We start from the raw sequence: 20,079 nt of genomic DNA on the forward strand, positions 1-20,079 counted from the left end.
TTTCATTCCAAAAGCTAAGCTAATAAAGGTAGCTTTCGGATGCGGTTGCCAGTTAATGCAAATAATGCATTACTGAGGGCTGGGGCAATAGGAGGCACACCTGGCTCACCCACACCTGCTGGCGCCCTCGTGCTGGGCACGATCCAAGTCTCTACCTGGGGTGACTCTGACATGCTCAATATTGGATAGTTATTAAAATTTGTTTGCTGAACCACGCCATCTTTGATATCTATCTTGCCGTACAAAGCTGCTGTTAATCCAAAATTGACTGAGCTTTGTATTTGCTGGGCAACCGTATTGGGATTGATTACTGTGCCACAGTCAATTGCGCAAACTACCCTGTGGACCTGAGGTTTTCCATTCTGAATTGATGCTTCAACAACTTCCGCCACAATCGAGCCAAAGGATTCATGCAGTGCAATTCCTCTAGCGTGACCACTTGGAAGAGGGCCGCCCCAATTCGCTTTTTTGGCAGCAAGTTGTAAGACCGCTAAATAGCGCGGCGCATCTGTAAGCAGGGATTCTCTAAAAGCGAGTGGGTCTTGTTGAGTTGCATAAGCCAATTCATCAATGAAGCTTTCTAGGAAGAAGGCATTTTGAGAATGACCAACGGAACGCCAATAACCAATTGGTACACCCATATGGGTTGGTATATGGGATATATGTTGATTAGTAAAGGCATACGGAAAGTCAAACAGTCCTTCTGATGCTGTTTTATCTGGGGCATCAATTGGGCCAGCCAATGGAATGGAAACACGTTCCATCCATCGAGGAGTAATGGCGTCACCAGCAGAGATGATGCGCAAGCTTTGCACTTGACCTTTTTCATTGAGGGCCGCTTTGAGCTGCGTGGCTTGCATTGGTCGATAAAAGTCGTTAGCCATATCTTGTTCTCGTGACCAAGTTAGCTGAACTGGTTTACCGTCTGTAACCATGGCAACTTGTACGGCTTGGGAGACAAAATCAAGCTCTAGGCGTCGTCCAAATCCACCGCCCAATAAAGTCACATGAACATTTACCTTCTCAACAGGAACATTGGCGATTTTTGCAGCCATTGCTCTCGCTAGTCCTGGAATTTGAGTCGGGACCCATACATCCACTTGCCCATCTTTAACCTGGACAGTGCAATTCATTGGCTCAAGAGTTGCATGTGCCAAGTAGGGGGCAGAGTAGCTAGCTTCGATAATGTTGTTGGCTTTTTTCTCAGCCTCATTTGTGTCGCCTGTTTTATAGAAAGTAAAACCACTATCCGTTTTTATATTTTCGTGGAGTGTTTGTAATATTTGATCGGTATTAATGGCGCCATTTTTTCTCTCGGCCCACTGTACTTTGACTTGTTTAGATCCTTGCATCGCGTCCCAGGTTGTTTTTCCAACAACGGCAAAACCATTGGCTGATCCTGCATGGCTCTTGAGTGGAACGATACTTATCAATCCTGGTACATTTTGGTTTGTGTCTAGCTCCCTCACACTTCCACCCATCATCGGCGCTTGAACGATGGTTGCATAAAGCATGTTTGGCAGTCTGATATCTATGCCAAATATTGCTGAACCATCTGTCTTTGATGGGATGTCCACACGTTTCGCACTCCTGCCAATTACCTCCCAGTTTTTGCGATCTTTTAACGTCACTTCATATGGCGTGAGAGCTGCAGCCTCTTTAGCAAAGTCTCCAAAGTGAGCTGATTTGCCACCAGGGCTAATAATTTTTCCATTTATTACCTGTAAATCTTTGGCGGGTACATTCCATTGCTTGGATGCAGCCATCAGTAGGCTGGCTTTTGCTGTAGCTGCAGCATAACGTAAATTGAGCCACGAATCCGCTACTGAAGTAGAGCCGCCAGTAGCATTGATACCTAATTCACGAGCAACTTTGCCAACAAGCCACTCACTACTTTTCATAATGAAAGGTTTTTCACCGTCATTGACGACGGGATGCAGCGGCAGGGCTCCCATAAAAAGTGCTACGTTGCCATAAATGCCGTCATAAGCAGCTTGGTGAAGATAAATGCTGGCCATTGGGGCGTTTAACTCTTCTGCTACAAGCATCATCAGGGCATTAAAAATACCTTGTCCCATTTCACTTTTATTCATAGCCAGACCCACGCTACCATCGGGTGCAATCTGAATCCAGCCATTCAGAGAAATAGCCCCATCTCCAGTCAAGAAATTATCAGGACTTCCAAGTCGTGATCTGGCTGGGAGGACGCCCCATCCCACAATGAGCGCACCTGCAACACCAAGTGTGCTGAGGATCATCGTCCGGCGCTTCATGCTCGCTCCTTTGCTGCGGTATGTATGGCAGCCTTGACTCTTTGATACGTACCGCAACGGCAAATATTGGACATCGCTTCATCGATATCAGCATCGGTTGGCTTAGGTTTGCGTGCCAATAAATCTACAGCGGCTAATAGCATGCCACTTTGACAATAGCCACATTGTGGAACTTGTTCTTGAATCCAAGCAGCTTGAAGAGGGTGGGGCTTTTCTGGGGTGCCTAAATATTCAATAGTGGTAATTTTTGCGCCAGAGACACTTTCCACCGGGGTTACGCAGGAACGCGTAGCTCGACCATTAACGAGAACAGTACAAGCTCCGCAAGCGGCTATGCCGCAGCCATATTTCGTTCCAGTCATATTCAAAACATCGCGAATAACCCACAGTAGGGGCATGCTAGGATCTACCGTCAGCTCAACTGATTTATCGTTAATGGTTAATTGCATATTTTCTCCCGAATTGATAGATCTAGGAATGCTACATTCTCAAAAACTAAAAACCATTACTAATCCAGCCCATCAAAATTAGGAGCGCGCTTTTCTAAAAAGGCGGTCAGAGCCTCTTTCGCTGCAGGACTATGAAGCCTATCAATGAAGAGTTTGCCCTCAATATCAATTTGATTGAGTACTGCAGTCTTCAGAGCGCCATCTTTCAATAGTGACTTAGTGCGTAAAACAGACCCGAAGGAGAGGGAGGTAAGTTTTTGAGCTTGCAGCTCTGCATAAGGCAAAGCGGATGGCTCTGTAATTACCTTGTTTGCAAATCCAATTTGCTGTGCATCGTCAGCGCTCATGGGTTCGCCAAAAAGCAATATTTCTGACGCTCTTTGATGACCAACGAGGCGTGGAAGTAATAAAGAGATGGCGCCTTCTGGAACCAATCCTAGCGAAACAAATGGAAAAATAAAGCGTGCATCCTTTTGAGCGTATACCAAATCACAATGAAACAGTAATGTCGCCCCTATACCAACGGCAACACCATCAACCGCAGCGATTAACGGCTTAGTTAATCCTGCCAGCACTTTCAATAGGTTAATGGGCGGGGCATCTTTATGAGTAATGGGGGATTGCATGAAATCAGCAATATCATTTCCGGCAGAAAAGGCATTGCCAGCCCCAGATATCAACATCACTTTTACTTCGGGATTTTGGTCGCCATCAGACAATATCTGCGTAAGCTCACTATACATGGCATTGGTGAATGCATTTTTTTTCTCAGGACGATTCAGTAGTATCTTGAGGATGCCATCCGATAGATGATGATTAATCATGTCGTCTATGCTGTACCTTTAAGCAAATTCGCTTTAGTTTGATCATATTCAGCCTTTAAGCGACCTACAAATTGCGCTGTAGGTGTAACCGCTTTCACGGCGCCAATACCTTGACCGCAACCCCAAATATCCTTCCAGGCTTTCTGAGCTGCGCCACCAAAGTTCATCTTGCTTGGATCGCTTTCGGGGAGATTGTCTGGGTCCAAGCCGGCATTGCGTATAGATGGCGCTAAATAGTTGCCAGATACGCCAGTAAATAGGTTGCTCAAGACAATATCGTCTGAATTGCAATCAACCACCGCTTGCTTATACGCATCACTGGCACGAGCTTCCTCGGTAGCGATGAATGCTGAACCAATATAAGCATAGTCAGCGCCCATTGCCTGAGCAGCTAAAACAGCGCCACCAGTAGCAATGGATCCACTTAAAACTAGCGGGCCTTTAAACCACTCCCGAATCTCCTGAATCAATGCAAATGGGCTTTTAATGCCAGCATGTCCACCAGCGCCAGCTGCAACAGCAATTAAGCCATCAGCACCTTTTTCTATCGCCTTTTTAGCAAAGGCATTATTGATAATGTCATGCAATACGATTCCGCCATAACTATGTGCGGCAGTATTAATTTCTTCACGAGCACCTAACGAGGTAATGATGATGGGTACTTTGTATTTGACGCACAGAGCCATATCATGTTCAAGGCGATCATTGCTCTTGTGCACAATTTGATTGATGGCAAAGGGTGCGGCAGGCTTTTCAGGATGTTCTTTGTTGTATAGATCCAATGCAGTTGTAATTTCAATCAACCATTCTTCAAACTGCTCAGCCGGCCTCGCATTAAGTGCGGGCATAGAGCCAATCACTCCCGCTTTGCATTGGGCAATTACCAATTTAGGATTGCTGATAATGAATAGAGGCGCTGCAATGACGGGTAAATTACCATCCGCCAAATGTTTACGAAGAACTTCTGGAAGAGGTTTATTGCTCATATTTTTAAATGATCTGTGGATTACTGCTCAGCTTTGTACCAAACTTGGGTACGACCTAATAATGGAACCCCAATATAGCCGCGGACATCCATTTTCTTGCCATCTTCGGTTGTTAGCCTAACTTTGTAGGTTTCACCATTCTTGGGGTCTAAGATTTTTCCATCTGACCAAGCGCCTGACCCATCTCTTTTAAGATCACTCATAATTTTCATGCCAACAAGTGGTTTATCTTTGCGCTCATCTTTGCAGAGATTGCAATAGACTAGCGGCGTTTCGCCAGGAGATGGGAATGTCTTGATGATGGTGCCCTGTAAAAGGCCATTGGCTTCTTCAATCTTAATTAAGGAAGCTGGTTGATTGGTTTTATCATCAATCGTTTTCCAAACCCCAATAGCTGGGTCGGTTGCTTGAGCGTACACATTTCCCGCGATCAGACTAAGACAACATGCCGATAAGATCAATTGTTTTTTTAGCATTCTCTTGCCCCCTAATATTGGTTGATGTTGATAAATTCTGATTAACAACGCTCAAAGATTCCAGCAGCGCCCATACCAGTACCAACGCACATTGTCACCATGGCGTGCTTAAGATTACGTCTCTGTAGGGCATGAATCGCTGTCGCAGCTCGGATGGCGCCGGTTGCCCCCAATGGATGTCCAAGGGCAATAGCGCTACCCAAAGGATTAACTTTACTTTGATCCAAGCCAAGATCTCGAATGACTGCTAAAGACTGGGCTGCAAACGCTTCATTCAACTCGATCCAGTCCAAATCCTGCAAATTGAGTCCAGCTAGTTTTAATGCGGCTGGAATCGCCTCTTTAGGGCCGATACCCATAATTTCAGGTGGAACACCCTTAACGGCAAAACTGACAAAGCGTGCCAAAGGGGTAAGGCCAAAGGTCTTGATCGCTTTTTCACTGGCTAAGATGAGTGCGCCAACACCATCAGAGGTTTGTGAGCTGTTGCCAGCGGTAACGCTACCTCTAGCTGCAAATGGAGATTTGAGTTTAGCTAGACCTTCAAGTGAAGTGTCAACGCGCGGACCTTCATCCTTCAAAAAATCGCGCCATTGCACATCTACTTGACCCTTGTCTAGATTCATGGAGCGATAAGCCACCTTGACTGGAAAGATTTCAGAATTAAATTCACCGGCGGCTTGTGCGGCCATGGCCTTTTGATGCGAATGGAATGCAAAAGCATCTTGATCTTCACGACTGATTTTCCATTGCTGCGCAACTTTCTCAGCGGTTAAGCCCATCCCGTAAGCGATACCAATGTTTTCATCGCCCATAAAGATTTCTGGCGACATTGATGGAGAATTGCCGCCCATAGGCACCATGCTCATTGACTCAACACCACCAGCAATCATGACATCTGCTTCACCAACCCTTATGCGGTCAGCGGCCATAGCAATCGCATTTAAGCCTGATGAACAGAAGCGGTTAACGGTAATGCCGCCGACAGTATTGGGAAGGCCGCCTAAAAGAAGTCCAATGCGGGCCACATTTAATCCTTGCTGGCCTTCTGGCATGGCGCAGCCAATAATGGCATCTTCAATTGCTTTGGGATCTAAGGTGGGGACTTGTGTCAGTACGTGCTGCAAGGCATTGCCAAGTAAGTCATCCGGACGAGTATTTTTTAATGCACCTCGTCCAGATCTACCAACGGCACTGCGAGTGGCAGCAACGATATATGCGTCTTGAATATTTTTCATAGTGATATCTCGGTAAATTAGTTTCTAACAGGCTTGCCAGTTTGGAGAATACCCATAATCCGTTCCATGGATTTAGGGTGGCCAATGAGCTCCACAAAAGCCTGACGCTCCAGTTTGAGCAGCCACTCTTCAGTAACTAGCGTTCCTGCATCGACATCGCCACCAGTAATGATCTGAATGATCTTCTGAGCAATGTGCGCATCGTGTTCAGAGATAAAGCCACCGTCACGCATATTGACTACTTGACCCATCACGGTGGCGGCAACAGAACGGCCACCAACCGGTATTAAGGTTGGTATAGGAGGTCTGTATCCGGAGTAGCGCATTGCCTTGACTTGATTTTGTGCTTGAGCTAGCAACTCATAAACGTTTGCAACGATAATGTCACCCTTTTGGAGGTAAGCCATCCTCATTGCTTCTTGAGCTGATGAAGAAACCTTAGCCATTGCAGCATTTTCAAAAGCGGCTTTGGTGAAATCCAAATAATTGGTGTTCCCAGCAAGCGCAACGCCTTGAGCCGCACGAATGGCTGCTTCTTTAAGTCCGCCACCAGCAGGTAATAAGCCAACACCAACTTCCACCAGGCCAATATAGCTTTCCATAGCAGCAACTCTGCGCGCAGATTGGAGAACTAATTCACAACCACCCCCTAGGGCAATACCAGAGACTGCGGCAACTACAGGCACTTGGGAGTATTTGATTTTCATCATCGTATCTTGAAACTCTTTGACGAACGGCTCAACTCCAGCAGGGCCGCCTTTCATGACCATAGGCATTGCAGCTTCTAGATTAGCACCTGCAGAAAAGGGCCCACCAGGCGTGCCTAGCTTCAATGAAGTAGGTTGCCAGATCACCAATCCTGCATAGTTCGCTTCTGCGATCTCAACGGCTTTTTGTAGGCCACTTAATACGTCTGGGCTGAAGGTATTCATCTTCGAGCGGAATGAGGCAATTAATACCTCAGGTTGGTTGGCATCAACCCAAGCTCGGAAGTCCGTGTTCTCAAAAACAGTGGTGCCCGCTGTTTTAGGATCAGGAGAGCCATCCCCTAACAGTGGCGCCCTAAATACTTGCTTTTGGTATACCGGCAAAGCAGAGCGGGGAATGTATTTATTCTCAGATGCAGACCATGAACCTTCAGGCGTATGGAAAGCTTGCTTATCAGCAACTGGTCCATTAAAGATCCATGCGGGCAAAGGCTCTTTGCTTAGTGTTTTGCCTGCATCAATATCCTCTTTAATCCAATTAGCCACTTGCGTAACGCCAGCTGCTTGCCAGTCCTCAAAGGGGCCTAAATTCCAACCATAACCCCAGCGCATCGCGAAGTCGATTTCTCGAGCAGATTGCGCAATCTCACCAAGATGAATAGCACAGTAGTGGAAGATATCCCGATAGATAGCCCATAAGAACTGAGCTTGCGGTTCATCGGTCTCGCGTAGCAATTCAAGTCGTTCTGCAATCGGTTTTTTCAGAATGCGTTCAATTAGTGGTTCAATCGTTGCAGTAGATGGTTTGTATTCACCGGTGGCAGCATCCAATACAAGAACATTCTTCCCGTCCTTGCGATAAAAGCCTGCTTTGGTTTTCTGTCCCAGCGCACCTTTTGCAATGAGCTGACTTACAACCTCAGGAGTTTTAAACAGAGCAGAGAAGGAATCGCCTTGTAATGCATTTTCCATAGTCTTAATAACATGAGCCATGGTATCTAAGCCAACGACATCGCTGGTTCTGAAGGTTGCTGACTTAGCACGTCCAAGTTTGCTACCGGTAATGGCATCAACTTCATCAAAGCCCAGACCAAACTTTTGCGCCTCTGCAAAAACGGCCAGGATCGAGAAAACACCTACACGGTTGCCGATAAAGTTCGGGGTATCTTTAGCGCGCACAACCCCTTTGCCCATCGTGGAAGTCATAAAGGTTTCAAGTGCATCCAATACGGCGGGATCAGTGTCTGCCGCTGGAATGAGCTCTAGTAAATGCATATACCGAGGTGGGTTAAAGAAGTGCACGCCACAGAAGCGCTTCTTCAGATCACCAGAAAAACCTTTGGCAAGTTCGCCGATAGGAAGGCCTGAGGTATTGGTAGCAAACAGAGCATGCGCCGGAATATGTGGCGCTACTTTTTCATAGAGAGCATGCTTCCAATCGAGACGCTCTGCAATGGCTTCAATGATGAGGTCGCAACCCGCTAAAAGACCTAAGTCGTCCTCATAATTTGCTGGAGTAATTAGATTGGCTTCTGAAGATAAACCCAAAGGTGCCGGCTTTAACTTTTTAAGATTCTCAATCGCTTTAATGGCAATTGCATTCTTATTAGAAGGTTTGCCATCTTCAGAATTCGTCGGCAAATCAAACAACACTACAGGCAACCCTACATTAATACATTGCGCAGCAATCTGAGCGCCCATCACGCCAGCGCCTAGGATGGCTACTTTCTTAATAATCTTGTTATCACTCATATTTAGTCTCTCAGAAAAAATCAGCAGGCATAGCCATTAACGATTTAGAGCCAGCACGTGCTTGACGGATCAGCATGGCTGTCTCAGGAAGGAGTTTGTCAAAGTAGAAGCGGGCAGTAGCCAATTTCGCTTCATAAAAAGGATCTTTGCTAGCCTTATTGGCTAAAGCAATTTTTGCCATCCGCGCAAAGAGGTATGAGTAAACTAAGTGACCAACAACGCGCAAGTAGGGCACTGCAGCAGCACCCACTTCTTCGTGATTCATCATGGCTTTCATACCAATTTCTTTGGTGAGCTTTTCAACCTTGACAGCGATATCAGAAAGCGGATCGATAAACTCCTGCATTTCCTTACGAACACCTTCATCCTCAATGAACTGTTCAATGATCTTGCCAAACTTGGTGAGCTTCTTGCCCATATCTCCAAGAACTTTTCTACCTAAGAGATCAAGGGATTGAATGGTGTTGGTACCCTCATAAATCATATTGATACGAGCATCACGAACATATTGCTCCATACCCCATTCAGCAATATAGCCATGACCACCAAATACCTGCATACCTTCATTGGTAGCAGTAAATGCGTTATCGGTTAAGAAGGCTTTAATAATTGGGGTGAGTAGGGCAACCATTTCACCTGTTTCTTTGCGAACCTTTTCATCGGGATGATTCAGTTCAGTATCGATCATCAGTGCAACCCAGTATGCAAATGCTCTCGCACCTTCTGCATAGGCTCTTTGCGTTAGTAGCATTCTGCGGACATCTGGATGAACAATAATAGGGTCGGCTGCTTTTTCAGGAGCTTTGGCTCCGGTAAGGCTGCGCATTTGTAAGCGTTCTTTGGCATAAGCTGCAGAGTTTTGATAGGCTACCTCAGTTAAACCCAGACTTTGCATGCCTACACCAAGTCGAGCGGCATTCATCATGACGAACATGGCGTTTAGACCTTTATGCGGCTCTCCAACCAATGTACCAATAGCGCCATCAAAGTTCATAACGCAGGTGGCATTCCCATGAATACCCATCTTGTGCTCTAAGGAGCCGCAAGACACTGCATTTGCTTTGCCAATAGCACCATCAGCTCCCACATGAAATTTAGGTACTGCAAATAAAGAGATGCCCTTGCTTCCAATTGGAGAGTCCGGTAAGCGCGCCAACACTAAATGAACAATATTTTCTGCGAGATCATGATCTCCGCTAGAAATAAAGATCTTGGTTCCATTGATGGCATAAGTGCCATCTGCTTGAGGCTCAGCTTTGGTTTTGAGTAAACCAAGATCCGTGCCGCAATGCGGTTCCGTTAAACACATCGTTCCTGTCCATTGGCCAGAAACGAGTTTTTCAAGATACAGTTTCTTCTGCTCATCAGTACCATGGGCATGAAGGCATTCATAGGCTCCATGCGATAGGCCCGGATACATCGTCCAAGATTGATTTGCGGAGTTGAGCGTTTCATATAGAACGGTATTAAGTAACTGCGGCAATCCTTGACCGCCATATTCAGGATCACATGACAATGCAGGCCAACCGCCAGCGACATATTGTTGATAGGCTTGTTTGAAGCCACTAGGCGTAGTAACAGAGCCGTCTTCGTGGCGAGTGCAGCCCTCCTTGTCACCAATTTGATTCAATGGAAAGGCGATCTCGCTAGCAAACTTACCGGCTTCTTCAATAATTTGATTGATAGTGTCTTTATCAACCTCCTGGTAAGCGGGTAAGGCAGCAAATTCTTTATCAGCGCTGAGGAGTTCATGAATCACAAATTGAATATCACGAAGAGGGGGGTTATATTGGGGCATGATGTTCTTCTATCTATTGAGGTGTTGAAGAGATTTGTTGATTGGGTTTTTTAATTTGATTTATTGCTACTCAAAATTTCTTTAATTAACTTGTTTGCGGTTACCAAGCATTTGGGGTTATCTAAGAAACGAGAATCGTGATGAACCCCAAGAACAATGCTGTAAAGTTGAAAGAGCAGGGCCTCTACATTCAGAGATTTCTTCAGGTGACCAGCAGCGATAGATTCTTTAATTGCCCTGCGGATAGCAGAGCGCCAATCCTCTACGCTACGTACCAACTCATCGCGGACGATGCCAGGTTGGTCATCAAACTCAACAGCCCCAGCAATAAAGAAGCAGCTAGAACTGTCATCGCCAATACTCATCTTGAGCCATAGTTGGATCATTTGATTTAAGCGAGGCAAGCCTTTGGGCTTCAGTAGTGCGGGGATAAAGACTAAACCTTGAAACCGTTGGTAATACTCCCTCACTACAGCAACTTGTAGCTCTTCCCTGGAGCCAAAGTGAGCAAAGACACCGCTTTTACTCATATTGACCGCTTCTGCAATATTGCCAATGGTTAAGCCTTCAAGCCCCGATTTACTGGCGATCGCAAGAGCCGCTTCAATAATGGAGTTCTTTGTCAGGGCCCCTTTTTTAGGCTCCATTATTTCTCGCTGTAAATCTGTAGATTCTTGTATGGTCATTTCAATTTACGCAATTTGTTGTAAAAATAATACGATCGTTCGTTTATATTACATCATTAATTCATTCTCGAAACCAGTTTCTAGACCCATTAAATAAAGATTCCTATCTACAGAGCTAACCAAATTGATGCACTGCAAAATAAATAGAGGGAAAACCCGAGATACATATTTACTTAAAGGTAATTAAGATTTGTGAAGTTGTTGTGAATCATTAAAAAAATTAACACAGGAAGACATATGAAAACAGTAAAAATTAGCGCCTTGGCATTAGCGATGATGGGCGTATTTGCAGCTAGTGCAAATGCACAATCAGTTAAAGTAAACGCATGGGAAGGTGCCTATGGACAAGTGGGCGTTGGTTATGGAATGTTTGTGCCAAAAATCGGTAGTGGTTCAGCGGTAAGCTCAACTGGTAACTCACCTCTTACTGGCGCACCTTTGACTGCATATGGTTATCCTGCAACAGTTACTCAGTCAGCATCCGCTAGCAACGTGAACAATGTGAATACTGCAACTGCATCGCTATCAGCAGGTTACAACTTTGGCATCAATGAAACTTGGATCTTAGGGTTAGGAGCCTCTTACTATCCTGGTGCAAGTTCAGGTGCAACTGGGCAATTAAGCTTGGCCCCAACAACTATTTCAAGCCCAGCTGGTGCATTGGTTGGATCCCCTGCAAATGTACCCGGTGGAAGCACTACTGCTACTTACAACGTTAAAAATCTTTATAGCATCACCATTACCCCTGGTTATGCCATTGATAAAGAACGTTTAGCTTATGCAAAACTCGGTTACACAGGGGCAACTATTGGCTTATCAGGACCTACACTTGCCTATCAAAGTACCAACCTTACAGGCTGGACTTTGGGTCTTGGATATAAGCAAATGGTTACTGAGCATTTATATGCATTTGGTGAGGTGAACTATGGCTCTTATGGTACAAAAAATCTTACAGCCACTCTTACTAATTCTGCCGGTACAACCCTACAGGGCATGACCGTAAGTGGCAATGGTACTGATATTTTGGTTGGTGTAGGCTATCGCTTCTAATGTTGTAGATATTCAATAAAAGCCCTCTCATTGCAGAGGGCTTTTTCTTTGGATTTATTGTTGTCGTGATTAGAATGAGTCATACAGATTTAGCAATCTAACTATAAATAAAAATATATCGAGACTGGAAATAACTTCATGGTCAACCCCTCAAAACCTTGGTTAAAACATTATCCTGAGGGCGTTCCTCATGAAGTGGATATTTCGGGTTACTCTTCTTTGCTAGATATGTTTGAGGAATCCTTTGAGCGATACCCAAATAGACGTGCATGTGAGTATTTAGATAAGTTTTTAACTTATCGAGATCTTGATCGGCACTCCCAACATTTTGCGGCTTACCTACAGACTTTGGGTTTAGAGCCGGGATCTCGTGTAGCCATTATGTTGCCAAACGTATTGCAATTTCAGATTGCGATGATTGGTATTCTCCGTGCTGGGTTTGTGGTGGTCAATATCAACCCACTCTACACCGCACGCGAATTGGAGTATCAGCTTAAAGATAGCGGGGCTTCTGCTCTCATTATCTTGGAGAACTTTGCACATGTTTACCAGCACATATCTGCGAATGTTCCCCTGAAAAAGACAATCGTCACTTCACTCGGCGAGATGATTGGTTTAAAAGGTGCGGTAGTGAACTTTGTTGTCCGCAATGTGAAGAAGCTAGTTCCTGAATGGGATTTACCTGGACACATTACTTTTAATGGTGCTCTGAGCGAGGGTAGTCGACATCTATGGAATAAGCCGAATACTTCGTTAAATGATATTGCTTTCTTGCAATACACCGGTGGTACTACTGGGTTATCTAAGGGCGCCATTCTTCTCCATCGAAATATTCTTTCAAATGTGATTCAAACTGAATTGTGGCTTGAGCCAGGATTGAAGCGTAAAAAAGTGGATCAATTGGTTTTCTTGTGTGCACTTCCGATGTATCACATCTTTGCTTTAACCGCTTGTGCCGTACTAGGTATGCGTAAGGGTGGATTATTAGTCTTAGTTCCCAATCCTCGTGACTTCGATGGCTTTATTAAGCTACTCAAGAAGCATCCTGACATTAATATTTTCCCTGGTGTGAATACTTTATTTAATGCATTGCTTCATAAGCCTGAATTTGCCTCCGTCAAGTTCCCTAATATTTTGGCAACTATAGGTGGTGGCATGGCCATGCAAAAGGTGGTTGCAGACCAATGGCAAGAAATGACAGGGGCTCCGATTGCTGAGGGTTATGGTCTATCTGAAACTTCGCCTGTAGCTTGCGTGAATTCTGCGTTGATAGAAAGCTTCACGGGTTATATCGGCTTACCCGTCCCAAGTACAGATGTCATTATTTTGGGTGATGATGGTATTGAAGTTCCCTTTGGCGCTCCTGGAGAGATTTGCATTCGGGGTCCGCAGGTGATGGCGGGTTACTGGAATAAGCCTGAAGAAACCAAAAATGTTATGACTCCAGATGGCTTCTTTAAGTCTGGTGATATCGGCATTATGAATGCGGATGGCCTTACTAAGATTGTTGATCGAAAGAAAGACATGATTTTAGTCTCCGGATTTAATGTCTATCCTAATGAGGTAGAAGAGGTCCTGTCACTTATTCCCGGCGTTTTGGAGTGCGCAGTGATTGGTGTTCCCGATGCTGATTCTAGTGAGGCTGTAAAGGCTTTTATCGTAAAACGGGATCAGTCCCTAACAGAGGAGATGGTCATGGCCTTCTGCAAAGAAAACCTTACAAACTATAAGCGTCCTAAGCATATTGTTTTCCGCTCAGACTTGCCAAAAACCAATGTTGGAAAAATACTCAGACGTGAATTAAGAGATTTATGAGACGTGATCCATGAAAAGGCCGATGATTTAAAATAGGTTTTTAACTTTAAGTAAAAATAGATCGTGATTCTCTGGCTTCGTTCATTCATCTTTTATTTTTTCGGTTTCACCACGGTCACCATTTTTGCGAGCGCTATTATTTTGGTAATGCCGCTTACCAGCGCAAGTACGCGCTACAAAATGGGGGTTCTATGGTGTCAATTAACTCAAAAAGCCCTCTCTATCATTTGTGGAATCAAGATAAAAATAGTGGGCTTTGAGAACGTACCTCAAGACCCCAAAAAATCTGTGATCATTCTGGGGAAACATCAATCGGCATGGGAAACGTTCATATATCCAGCTTTTTTCCCTCGGCAACTTTGTTTTGTCTTTAAAAGAGAACTGCTATTTGTGCCTTTTTTTGGTTGGGCATTAGCCTCGCTCAAAATGATCCACATTAACCGAGGCGATCGTGAGAATGCCCGAGAGGCTGTCAATAAGCAGGGGAAGGAATTATTGGCTGAAGGAAAATGGATCGCAATTTATCCCGAAGGAACTCGAACCCCACGCGGATCCTTTAAGCCTTATAGAAAAGGCGGTGTGCGCTTAGCTATTAGTACAAAAACTGATATTCTTCCGGTGGCGCAGAACTCCGGCGTCCTATGGCCTAGAAATTCCTTCTTAAAGCGTCCAGGTGTAATTACGCTTTCTATTGGCCCGGTCATTTCGGTTCAAGGAAAATCAGAAGATCAATTGCAGTTAGAGGTCGAGGCCTGGATTGAGGGTGAGATGAGACGAATAGATTCGGTTGCTTATATTCATTCATAGAAGAATAAAAATATAAGTAACCCACTATAGCCTTCAGTTTTTCTTTGGCTTCTTACGAATATATAGAGTCTTAGTGATGCGTGCAACTACATCATTTTCTCGATCTTTAACATCTACAACAAAATCCTTTAAGACTTTATCTCCAGGCTCTGCGGCAGTAACAATTTCATCTAATTGGTCTTGAGTAATTTCAAAACTAGCATGAACTTTCCCCTTGCCCGGCTTCAGAAATTCAATCTTGGCCGCCTGGTCCCAAACAATATATTTTTTACCTATGTTCTGCGACACCATCATCATAAAGAAGGGGTCTGTCATCGCAAATAAACTGCCGCCAAAGTGAACCCCAACAATATTGCGATTGGCAATTCCACTTTTTAGGGAAACCTTTGCAGTTCTGAAATCCTTTGAGATGTTATCCACTCTAATGCCGGCACCCAGGAAGGGTGGCCAAACATTCATTGCGTACTTTAAAAAAGTGGCATTCATTAGGTGCATTATTTTGATTGTGGGGTTTTGCCAATCATCTTTACCGCTCTCAAGAAGTCAAAGTCCACGCCTTGGTCTGCTTGAGTCACGGTATCCAAGAAGAGCTTTTTATAACCACGTTCAGCAGTTGGAGAAGTAATCGGATTATCTTTCATGCGCTGAGCCAATTCTTCCGCGGATATAAGAAGGCTGATTTCACGATTCTTCACGCTGAGTCGAATGCGATCGCCATTGCGCACTTGTGCTAACGGGCCACCAATGGCCGATTCAGGAGTGACGTGTAATACGATTGTGCCAAAGGCAGTTCCACTCATACGTCCATCGGAGATGCGTACTATGTCTTTCACACCAGCACGCGCCAGCTTCATCGGAATGGGAATATAACCAGCTTCTGGCATACCAGGAGCACCTTTAGGCCCAATATTTTTGAGTACCAAAATGTCATCAGCAGTGACATCTAAGTCTGAGCTATCGATACGGTTAGCTAAATCAGCAGCATCTTCAAACACCACTGCACGACCTTCATGTTCCATGAGTTTTTCATTCGCAGCCGACTGCTTGATGATGGCGCCACCAGGCGCTAGATTGCCGTGCAAGACAGCAATACTGCCGCGTGGGTAAATGGGTTTATCAAATGGACGTACTACATCTTGTTTAAAGCTTGGTGCAGCAGCATCAATCTCTTCACCAAGAGTTCTGCCGGAAACAGTCATTGCATCAAGCTTCAAGAGAGGCTTCAGTTCACGAAGCAAGGTGGTCATGCCGCCAGCATCATGGAAGTTTTCCATATAGTGGTCACCAGATGGTTTTAAGTCTACCAAAACAGGGGTCTCATCACCCATCTTATCAAGCGCATCTAAATCAATCTCGAGACCCATACGGCCAGCAATGGCAGCTAAGTGAACAATGCCATTGGTTGATCCACCAATTGCTAGCAAAACACGCATGGCATTTTCAAAGGCGTCTGCAGTGAGTATCTTGTCTATCGTCAAACCTTCTTTTGCCATCTTCACAGCACAAGTACCAGTTTCTTCAGCTACGCGGATACGATCTGCAGTCACTGCCGGAGGGGTTGCGCCACCGGGAACTGTCATGCCCAGCGCTTCCGAGATGCAGGCCATCGTGCTTGCTGTTCCCATTACTGAACAAGTGCCAACGCTGGCTACCAGTTGATCATTGACTTCATCTTTTTCAACTTCATCAATTTCACCGGCACGGAATTTACCCCAGTAACGACGGCAGTCAGTGCAAGCGCCTACACGTTCGCTGCGATGGGATCCGGTGAGCATTGAGCCGGTAATCAGTTGAATGGCGGGTAAGCCTGCTGAAGCGGCACCCATCATTTGTGCAGGAACAGTTTTATCGCAACCACCAATCATGACGACTGCATCCATTGGTTGTGCGCGTAACATTTCTTCGGTGTCCATAGACATCAAATTACGCAAGTACATGCTGGTAGGTGCAGCAAAACTCTCATGTATCGAAATCGTCGGAAATTCCATTGGCAGACCACCAGCTAACATCACACCGCGTTTTACCGCTTCCAAAAGCTGAGGCATATTGCCATGGCAGGGGTTGTAAGCGCTACCGGTATTGATAATACCGATGACAGGGCGATCTAATGCGCTATTGGTATACCCAGCGCCTTTAATAAACGCTTTGCGTAAAAATAAAGAGAAACCTTTATCTCCATAGCTAGTCAAGCCTTTACGTAAACCGCTCTCTGCTGGATCTTTTGGTTTATTACTCATGATTGTCTCGTATCTCTTTTTAATGTTCTTTGGCTTTATTGTAGCGATGGAATAGCCTATTTACCTACAGTCCGCCACCCCAGCGGTACTGCCAAGAGATCCCCAGCGCGGTGTAATCAGTGTTGGTATTGGAATAAACACCTTTGCTGCCAGTTAGGCGGATTGAATTGCGCTTATTAATGGGGTAAGAAAAAGTGCTGCCAAAACGCCAATTTTCTTGTGAGCCACTAATTGCAGTCCCGTTAACGTATTTCTGACCACCCATGAAGTAGGTGGCATCGGCAGAGATGTAGGCCGTATTCTGAAAGTAATAGATCGCATGGGCTTCCGAAGAGTAGATGGGATTTTGAGAGAGCGTATTACTTCCCAGAAAACTGGTATTGCTGGTGTAGATCGTCGCCATACCTGCCAGTTCCAAACGCCATGGACCAACTGCTTGGGATGCTCCGATGGCTGGCTGAATAAGAGAGCGATTGGCGCCTACGTTGAGCATTTGCTCGCTGTTGTACTTACCCCATGGGATGGATGCCGCAAGACTAGTGCCAATAATGAGATCTTGTTTATAGTTATTAAATTCCTCTAGCGAGAGTGCTGGCGCACCATAAAGATTGGCGGAGATCTTTACAACCGGATCGGATAAGCCTTCGGCAGATGCATTGACATTTTGAGGGCCAAGACTGCCAGTTCCAGAAAGCTGGGCATACGGTAGCAGCAGGCTAATCCGGCCAGACTGTCCAAACACATTAATAATGCGGGTCAGACTTGTTGCTTCAGTAGTGAGGGTGTACGAACCACTCTTGGCCTGGGCTATTCCACCTGAAACAAAGTTAATGCCAATAGGCGCATTCGAATACGCGCGAGCTTCAATCTCTTGAGCGGATGCTTCTTGGCTAATGAATGCTAACAAGCAGAGCCAAAAAATTCTCACGCAATACAAGTGAGGCAATTATTTTTTGGAGCCAAATAGAACGGCAAGAGTTTCAGTATTTCCAACAACCTTATTGAACCCTACAAAAATTAAGTAAGGCCAAACAATTAACCAATACACAATCGACATGGCCAATACTCTTAATGGATCACCGCTTCCAAAAGCTGCCATGGAGGTAATAAATTCTTTTCCATGTATCAGGCCATCGACTCCGGCCTCAATATAGTTCAAGGCAATAATGACAATAATGTAAACGATAGACTCAATAAATAGAGGGCCAACAATTCCATGTGCCTTATCAACCTTGATTGGATAGGCAGCCTGAGCAATCAGCATAAATTTTGCCGATAAGCCTGCTTTGATTAATGCAAAGCCAAAGAGGGTCAGGGGGATAGGGCGCTCTTCTAAAGCGGTTGCAGCCATAAAGGTAATCGCGCAGAACCAAGTGCCAAAGTAAATTGATAAAGCAAACGCTTTTTTCATTTCCTCCTCAAACTTGATTTTCAAGCCTGTTTTATTTGTAAGGTTTTTGGCGCTGTTAGTCATGAAAATCTTTAATAAGATAAATAGGGATGTTAATCGCCGCAAGTGGAGCAAGAGCTAGAAGTAGCCACTTCAGCTGGTGCAGGTTCTTGTGTATAGCGCGCAATAAAGGCATGTGTTGTGGCCATTGGTATTTTTAGCCAAACAAAGTGACCCGATCCAGGGGCTATATCAATTGACTCGCCCTTCATATTCCACATCTCAGTCAATACAATATCCGTGTTTCCATTTGGTTCAATGATTTCAATTTTGTCACCAACAGAAAAACGATTCTTCACATCTACCTTGACTCGGCCGTTAGCAGAGTCAATCTCCAGCGTCTCACCAACATACAAGCTACGTCCCGATAAAGAATGGCCGCGCATATAGAGTTGGTACTCTTTGTCATGGTGACGCTCATAAAATCCATCGGTATAACCGCGGTTGGCTAAACCTTCTAATTGACCTAACAGGGCGGTATTAAACGGCTTACCAGCAACAGCATCATTAATTGCTGCTCTATAGGCTTGAACAGTACGTGAAACGTAATAAGGTGATTTAGTACGCCCTTCAATTTTGAAAGAGTCAACACCCATCTTAGTTAGGCGCTCAATATGCTCAACGGCTCGCAGATCTTTTGAGTTCATGATGTAGGTACCATGCTCATCTTCTTCCATTGGCATCAAGTCATCAGGGCGACGTGCTTCCTGAAGCAGTACAACATCACCGCTCGTATTTTGTTGCCCAGGCTTCACCTTGTAATCCCAGCGGCAAGCATTCGTGCAGGCGCCTTGATTAGAGTCGCGGTGAGACATATAGCCCGATAACAAGCAGCGACCTGAGTAGGCAATACAGAGAGCGCCATGAACAAATACCTCAAGCTCCATCTCAGGGCAGTCTTGACGCACTTCCTCAATTTCATCAAAAGAGAGTTCGCGCGACAAAATCACACGACTAATGCCAACAGATCGCCAAAACTTAGCAGAAGCACCATTCACGGTATTGGCCTGTACCGATAAATGAATTGGCATATCTGGCCAAGCTTCGCGTGCCATCATGATTAGTCCAGGATCAGACATGATTAAAGCATCCGGCTTTAATGCAATTACTGGATCCATATCCTTAATGTAGGTACGCGTCTTACCACCGTGAGGTAATAAGTTAGAAACTAAATAAAACTTCTTGCCCAATTCATGGGCTGTATCGATACCTTGCTTGAGAACCTCAATCTTGCCAAAGTCGTTATTGCGAACCCGGAGTGAATAACGAGGCTGTCCGGCATAAATGGCGTCTGCGCCAAAATCAAAGGCAGTACGCAGCATAGAAAGGCTGCCGGCTGGAGCGAGGAGTTCAGGAATCTTAGTCATCCGGCTATTTTAGTGAATACGGCCGAACTTGTTTGATTTGCTCCATGACTCAGTCCTGAGGCCTGCTAGAACTGGGTTTACGTAGGCCTGACAAGTAGGCAGCTAGCTAATGAAGAGTATCCTACGGGGGATGTGGAGAGCATTGTCAAGATGAGCGGGGAGCC

The 20,079-nt window shown here is 45.2% G+C and carries 17 protein-coding genes; 3 read left to right on the forward strand and 14 right to left on the reverse strand.

Annotated features, from left to right (window positions below; all coding sequences use genetic code 11):
• Positions 1–14: 14 nt before the first annotated feature.
• From VC182_RS03420 to VC182_RS03460, 9 genes are read right to left on the reverse strand one after another with little or no spacing between them, the layout of a single operon-like run.
• On the reverse strand, positions 15–2,273 hold the full coding sequence (locus tag VC182_RS03420) for a xanthine dehydrogenase family protein molybdopterin-binding subunit (RefSeq protein ID WP_323484507.1): 2,259 nt from the start codon (positions 2,271–2,273) through the stop codon (positions 15–17).
• Positions 2,270–2,722, reverse strand: a complete 453-nt coding sequence (locus tag VC182_RS03425; protein WP_072582350.1) for a (2Fe-2S)-binding protein — start codon at positions 2,720–2,722, stop codon at positions 2,270–2,272. Before VC182_RS03425 ends, VC182_RS03420 begins: the two co-directional genes overlap by 4 nt.
• Positions 2,723–2,781: 59 nt before the next feature.
• Positions 2,782–3,546, reverse strand: coding sequence for an enoyl-CoA hydratase (locus VC182_RS03430; protein ID WP_072582351.1), 765 nt, complete (start codon positions 3,544–3,546; stop codon positions 2,782–2,784).
• A gap of 5 nt (positions 3,547–3,551) precedes the next feature.
• A complete protein-coding gene (locus tag VC182_RS03435) occupies positions 3,552–4,532 on the reverse strand; it encodes an NAD(P)H-dependent flavin oxidoreductase (protein WP_216120918.1) in 981 nt (326 codons plus the stop codon).
• 20 nt (positions 4,533–4,552) lie between these two features.
• Positions 4,553–5,008 (reverse strand): DUF2147 domain-containing protein, encoded by a 456-nt coding sequence (locus VC182_RS03440; protein ID WP_323484508.1) that lies wholly within the window; start codon positions 5,006–5,008, stop codon positions 4,553–4,555.
• A 41-nt stretch (positions 5,009–5,049) separates the two neighbouring features.
• A complete protein-coding gene (locus VC182_RS03445; protein ID WP_216241555.1) occupies positions 5,050–6,246 on the reverse strand; it encodes an acetyl-CoA C-acyltransferase in 1,197 nt (398 codons plus the stop codon).
• 17 nt (positions 6,247–6,263) lie between these two features.
• Positions 6,264–8,705 carry a 3-hydroxyacyl-CoA dehydrogenase/enoyl-CoA hydratase family protein gene (locus VC182_RS03450; RefSeq protein WP_323484509.1) on the reverse strand — a complete coding sequence of 814 codons (2,442 nt, stop codon included), beginning with the start codon at positions 8,703–8,705 and terminating at the stop codon, positions 6,264–6,266.
• A gap of 10 nt (positions 8,706–8,715) precedes the next feature.
• On the reverse strand, positions 8,716–10,503 hold the full coding sequence (locus tag VC182_RS03455) for an acyl-CoA dehydrogenase C-terminal domain-containing protein (protein WP_323484510.1): 1,788 nt from the start codon (positions 10,501–10,503) through the stop codon (positions 8,716–8,718).
• Between the two features lie 50 nt (positions 10,504–10,553).
• Positions 10,554–11,189, reverse strand: a complete 636-nt coding sequence (locus VC182_RS03460; RefSeq protein WP_076023263.1) for a TetR/AcrR family transcriptional regulator — start codon at positions 11,187–11,189, stop codon at positions 10,554–10,556.
• 237 nt (positions 11,190–11,426) lie between these two features.
• Between VC182_RS03460 and VC182_RS03465 the strand changes: the two genes are divergently transcribed.
• From VC182_RS03465 to VC182_RS03475, 3 genes are all read left to right on the forward strand, one after another.
• A complete protein-coding gene (locus VC182_RS03465) occupies positions 11,427–12,239 on the forward strand; it encodes an outer membrane beta-barrel protein (protein ID WP_323484511.1) in 813 nt (270 codons plus the stop codon).
• Positions 12,240–12,377: 138 nt separating this feature from the next.
• Entirely contained in the window at positions 12,378–14,054 is a 1,677-nt protein-coding gene (locus VC182_RS03470) for a long-chain-fatty-acid--CoA ligase (protein WP_323484512.1), read from the forward strand.
• Positions 14,055–14,120: 66 nt separating this feature from the next.
• Complete coding sequence (locus tag VC182_RS03475; protein ID WP_416350571.1) at positions 14,121–14,861, forward strand: lysophospholipid acyltransferase family protein; 741 nt, start codon at positions 14,121–14,123, stop codon at positions 14,859–14,861.
• A gap of 33 nt (positions 14,862–14,894) precedes the next feature.
• Here VC182_RS03475 and VC182_RS03480 read toward each other — a convergent pair whose 3' ends face one another.
• From VC182_RS03480 to VC182_RS03500, 5 genes are all read right to left on the reverse strand, one after another.
• Positions 14,895–15,347: a DUF4442 domain-containing protein gene (locus VC182_RS03480; protein WP_323484514.1), complete on the reverse strand. Its 453-nt coding sequence runs from the start codon at positions 15,345–15,347 to the stop codon at positions 14,895–14,897.
• 8 nt (positions 15,348–15,355) lie between these two features.
• Positions 15,356–17,098 carry an IlvD/Edd family dehydratase gene (locus tag VC182_RS03485; protein ID WP_323484515.1) on the reverse strand — a complete coding sequence of 581 codons (1,743 nt, stop codon included), beginning with the start codon at positions 17,096–17,098 and terminating at the stop codon, positions 15,356–15,358.
• Positions 17,099–17,162: 64 nt separating this feature from the next.
• Positions 17,163–18,005: a transporter gene (locus VC182_RS03490; RefSeq protein WP_255538502.1), complete on the reverse strand. Its 843-nt coding sequence runs from the start codon at positions 18,003–18,005 to the stop codon at positions 17,163–17,165.
• A 39-nt stretch (positions 18,006–18,044) separates the two neighbouring features.
• A complete protein-coding gene (locus tag VC182_RS03495) occupies positions 18,045–18,572 on the reverse strand; it encodes a hypothetical protein (protein ID WP_323484516.1) in 528 nt (175 codons plus the stop codon).
• Positions 18,573–18,601: 29 nt separating this feature from the next.
• Positions 18,602–19,915, reverse strand: coding sequence for a U32 family peptidase (locus VC182_RS03500; RefSeq protein WP_323484517.1), 1,314 nt, complete (start codon positions 19,913–19,915; stop codon positions 18,602–18,604).
• Between the last annotated feature and the right edge of the window lie 164 nt (positions 19,916–20,079).

The sequence above is a fragment of the Polynucleobacter sp. AP-Nickl1-40-C4 genome (genome assembly GCF_035012665.1).
In the GTDB taxonomy this organism is placed as follows: Bacteria; Pseudomonadota; Gammaproteobacteria; order Burkholderiales; family Burkholderiaceae; genus Polynucleobacter.

Coding starts and splice junctions, on each gene's coding strand:
- VC182_RS03420 (WP_323484507.1), bottom strand. CDS start 2,273: ATGAAGCGCCGGACGATGATCCTCAGCACACTTGGTGTTGCAGGTGCG.
- VC182_RS03425 (WP_072582350.1), bottom strand. CDS start 2,722: ATGCAATTAACCATTAACGATAAATCAGTTGAGCTGACGGTAGATCCT.
- VC182_RS03430 (WP_072582351.1), bottom strand. CDS start 3,546: ATGATTAATCATCATCTATCGGATGGCATCCTCAAGATACTACTGAAT.
- VC182_RS03435 (WP_216120918.1), bottom strand. CDS start 4,532: ATGAGCAATAAACCTCTTCCAGAAGTTCTTCGTAAACATTTGGCGGAT.
- VC182_RS03440 (WP_323484508.1), bottom strand. CDS start 5,008: ATGCTAAAAAAACAATTGATCTTATCGGCATGTTGTCTTAGTCTGATC.
- VC182_RS03445 (WP_216241555.1), bottom strand. CDS start 6,246: ATGAAAAATATTCAAGACGCATATATCGTTGCTGCCACTCGCAGTGCC.
- VC182_RS03450 (WP_323484509.1), bottom strand. CDS start 8,705: ATGAGTGATAACAAGATTATTAAGAAAGTAGCCATCCTAGGCGCTGGC.
- VC182_RS03455 (WP_323484510.1), bottom strand. CDS start 10,503: ATGCCCCAATATAACCCCCCTCTTCGTGATATTCAATTTGTGATTCAT.
- VC182_RS03460 (WP_076023263.1), bottom strand. CDS start 11,189: ATGACCATACAAGAATCTACAGATTTACAGCGAGAAATAATGGAGCCT.
- VC182_RS03465 (WP_323484511.1), top strand. CDS start 11,427: ATGAAAACAGTAAAAATTAGCGCCTTGGCATTAGCGATGATGGGCGTA.
- VC182_RS03470 (WP_323484512.1), top strand. CDS start 12,378: ATGGTCAACCCCTCAAAACCTTGGTTAAAACATTATCCTGAGGGCGTT.
- VC182_RS03480 (WP_323484514.1), bottom strand. CDS start 15,347: ATGAATGCCACTTTTTTAAAGTACGCAATGAATGTTTGGCCACCCTTC.
- VC182_RS03485 (WP_323484515.1), bottom strand. CDS start 17,098: ATGAGTAATAAACCAAAAGATCCAGCAGAGAGCGGTTTACGTAAAGGC.
- VC182_RS03495 (WP_323484516.1), bottom strand. CDS start 18,572: ATGACTAACAGCGCCAAAAACCTTACAAATAAAACAGGCTTGAAAATC.
- VC182_RS03500 (WP_323484517.1), bottom strand. CDS start 19,915: ATGACTAAGATTCCTGAACTCCTCGCTCCAGCCGGCAGCCTTTCTATG.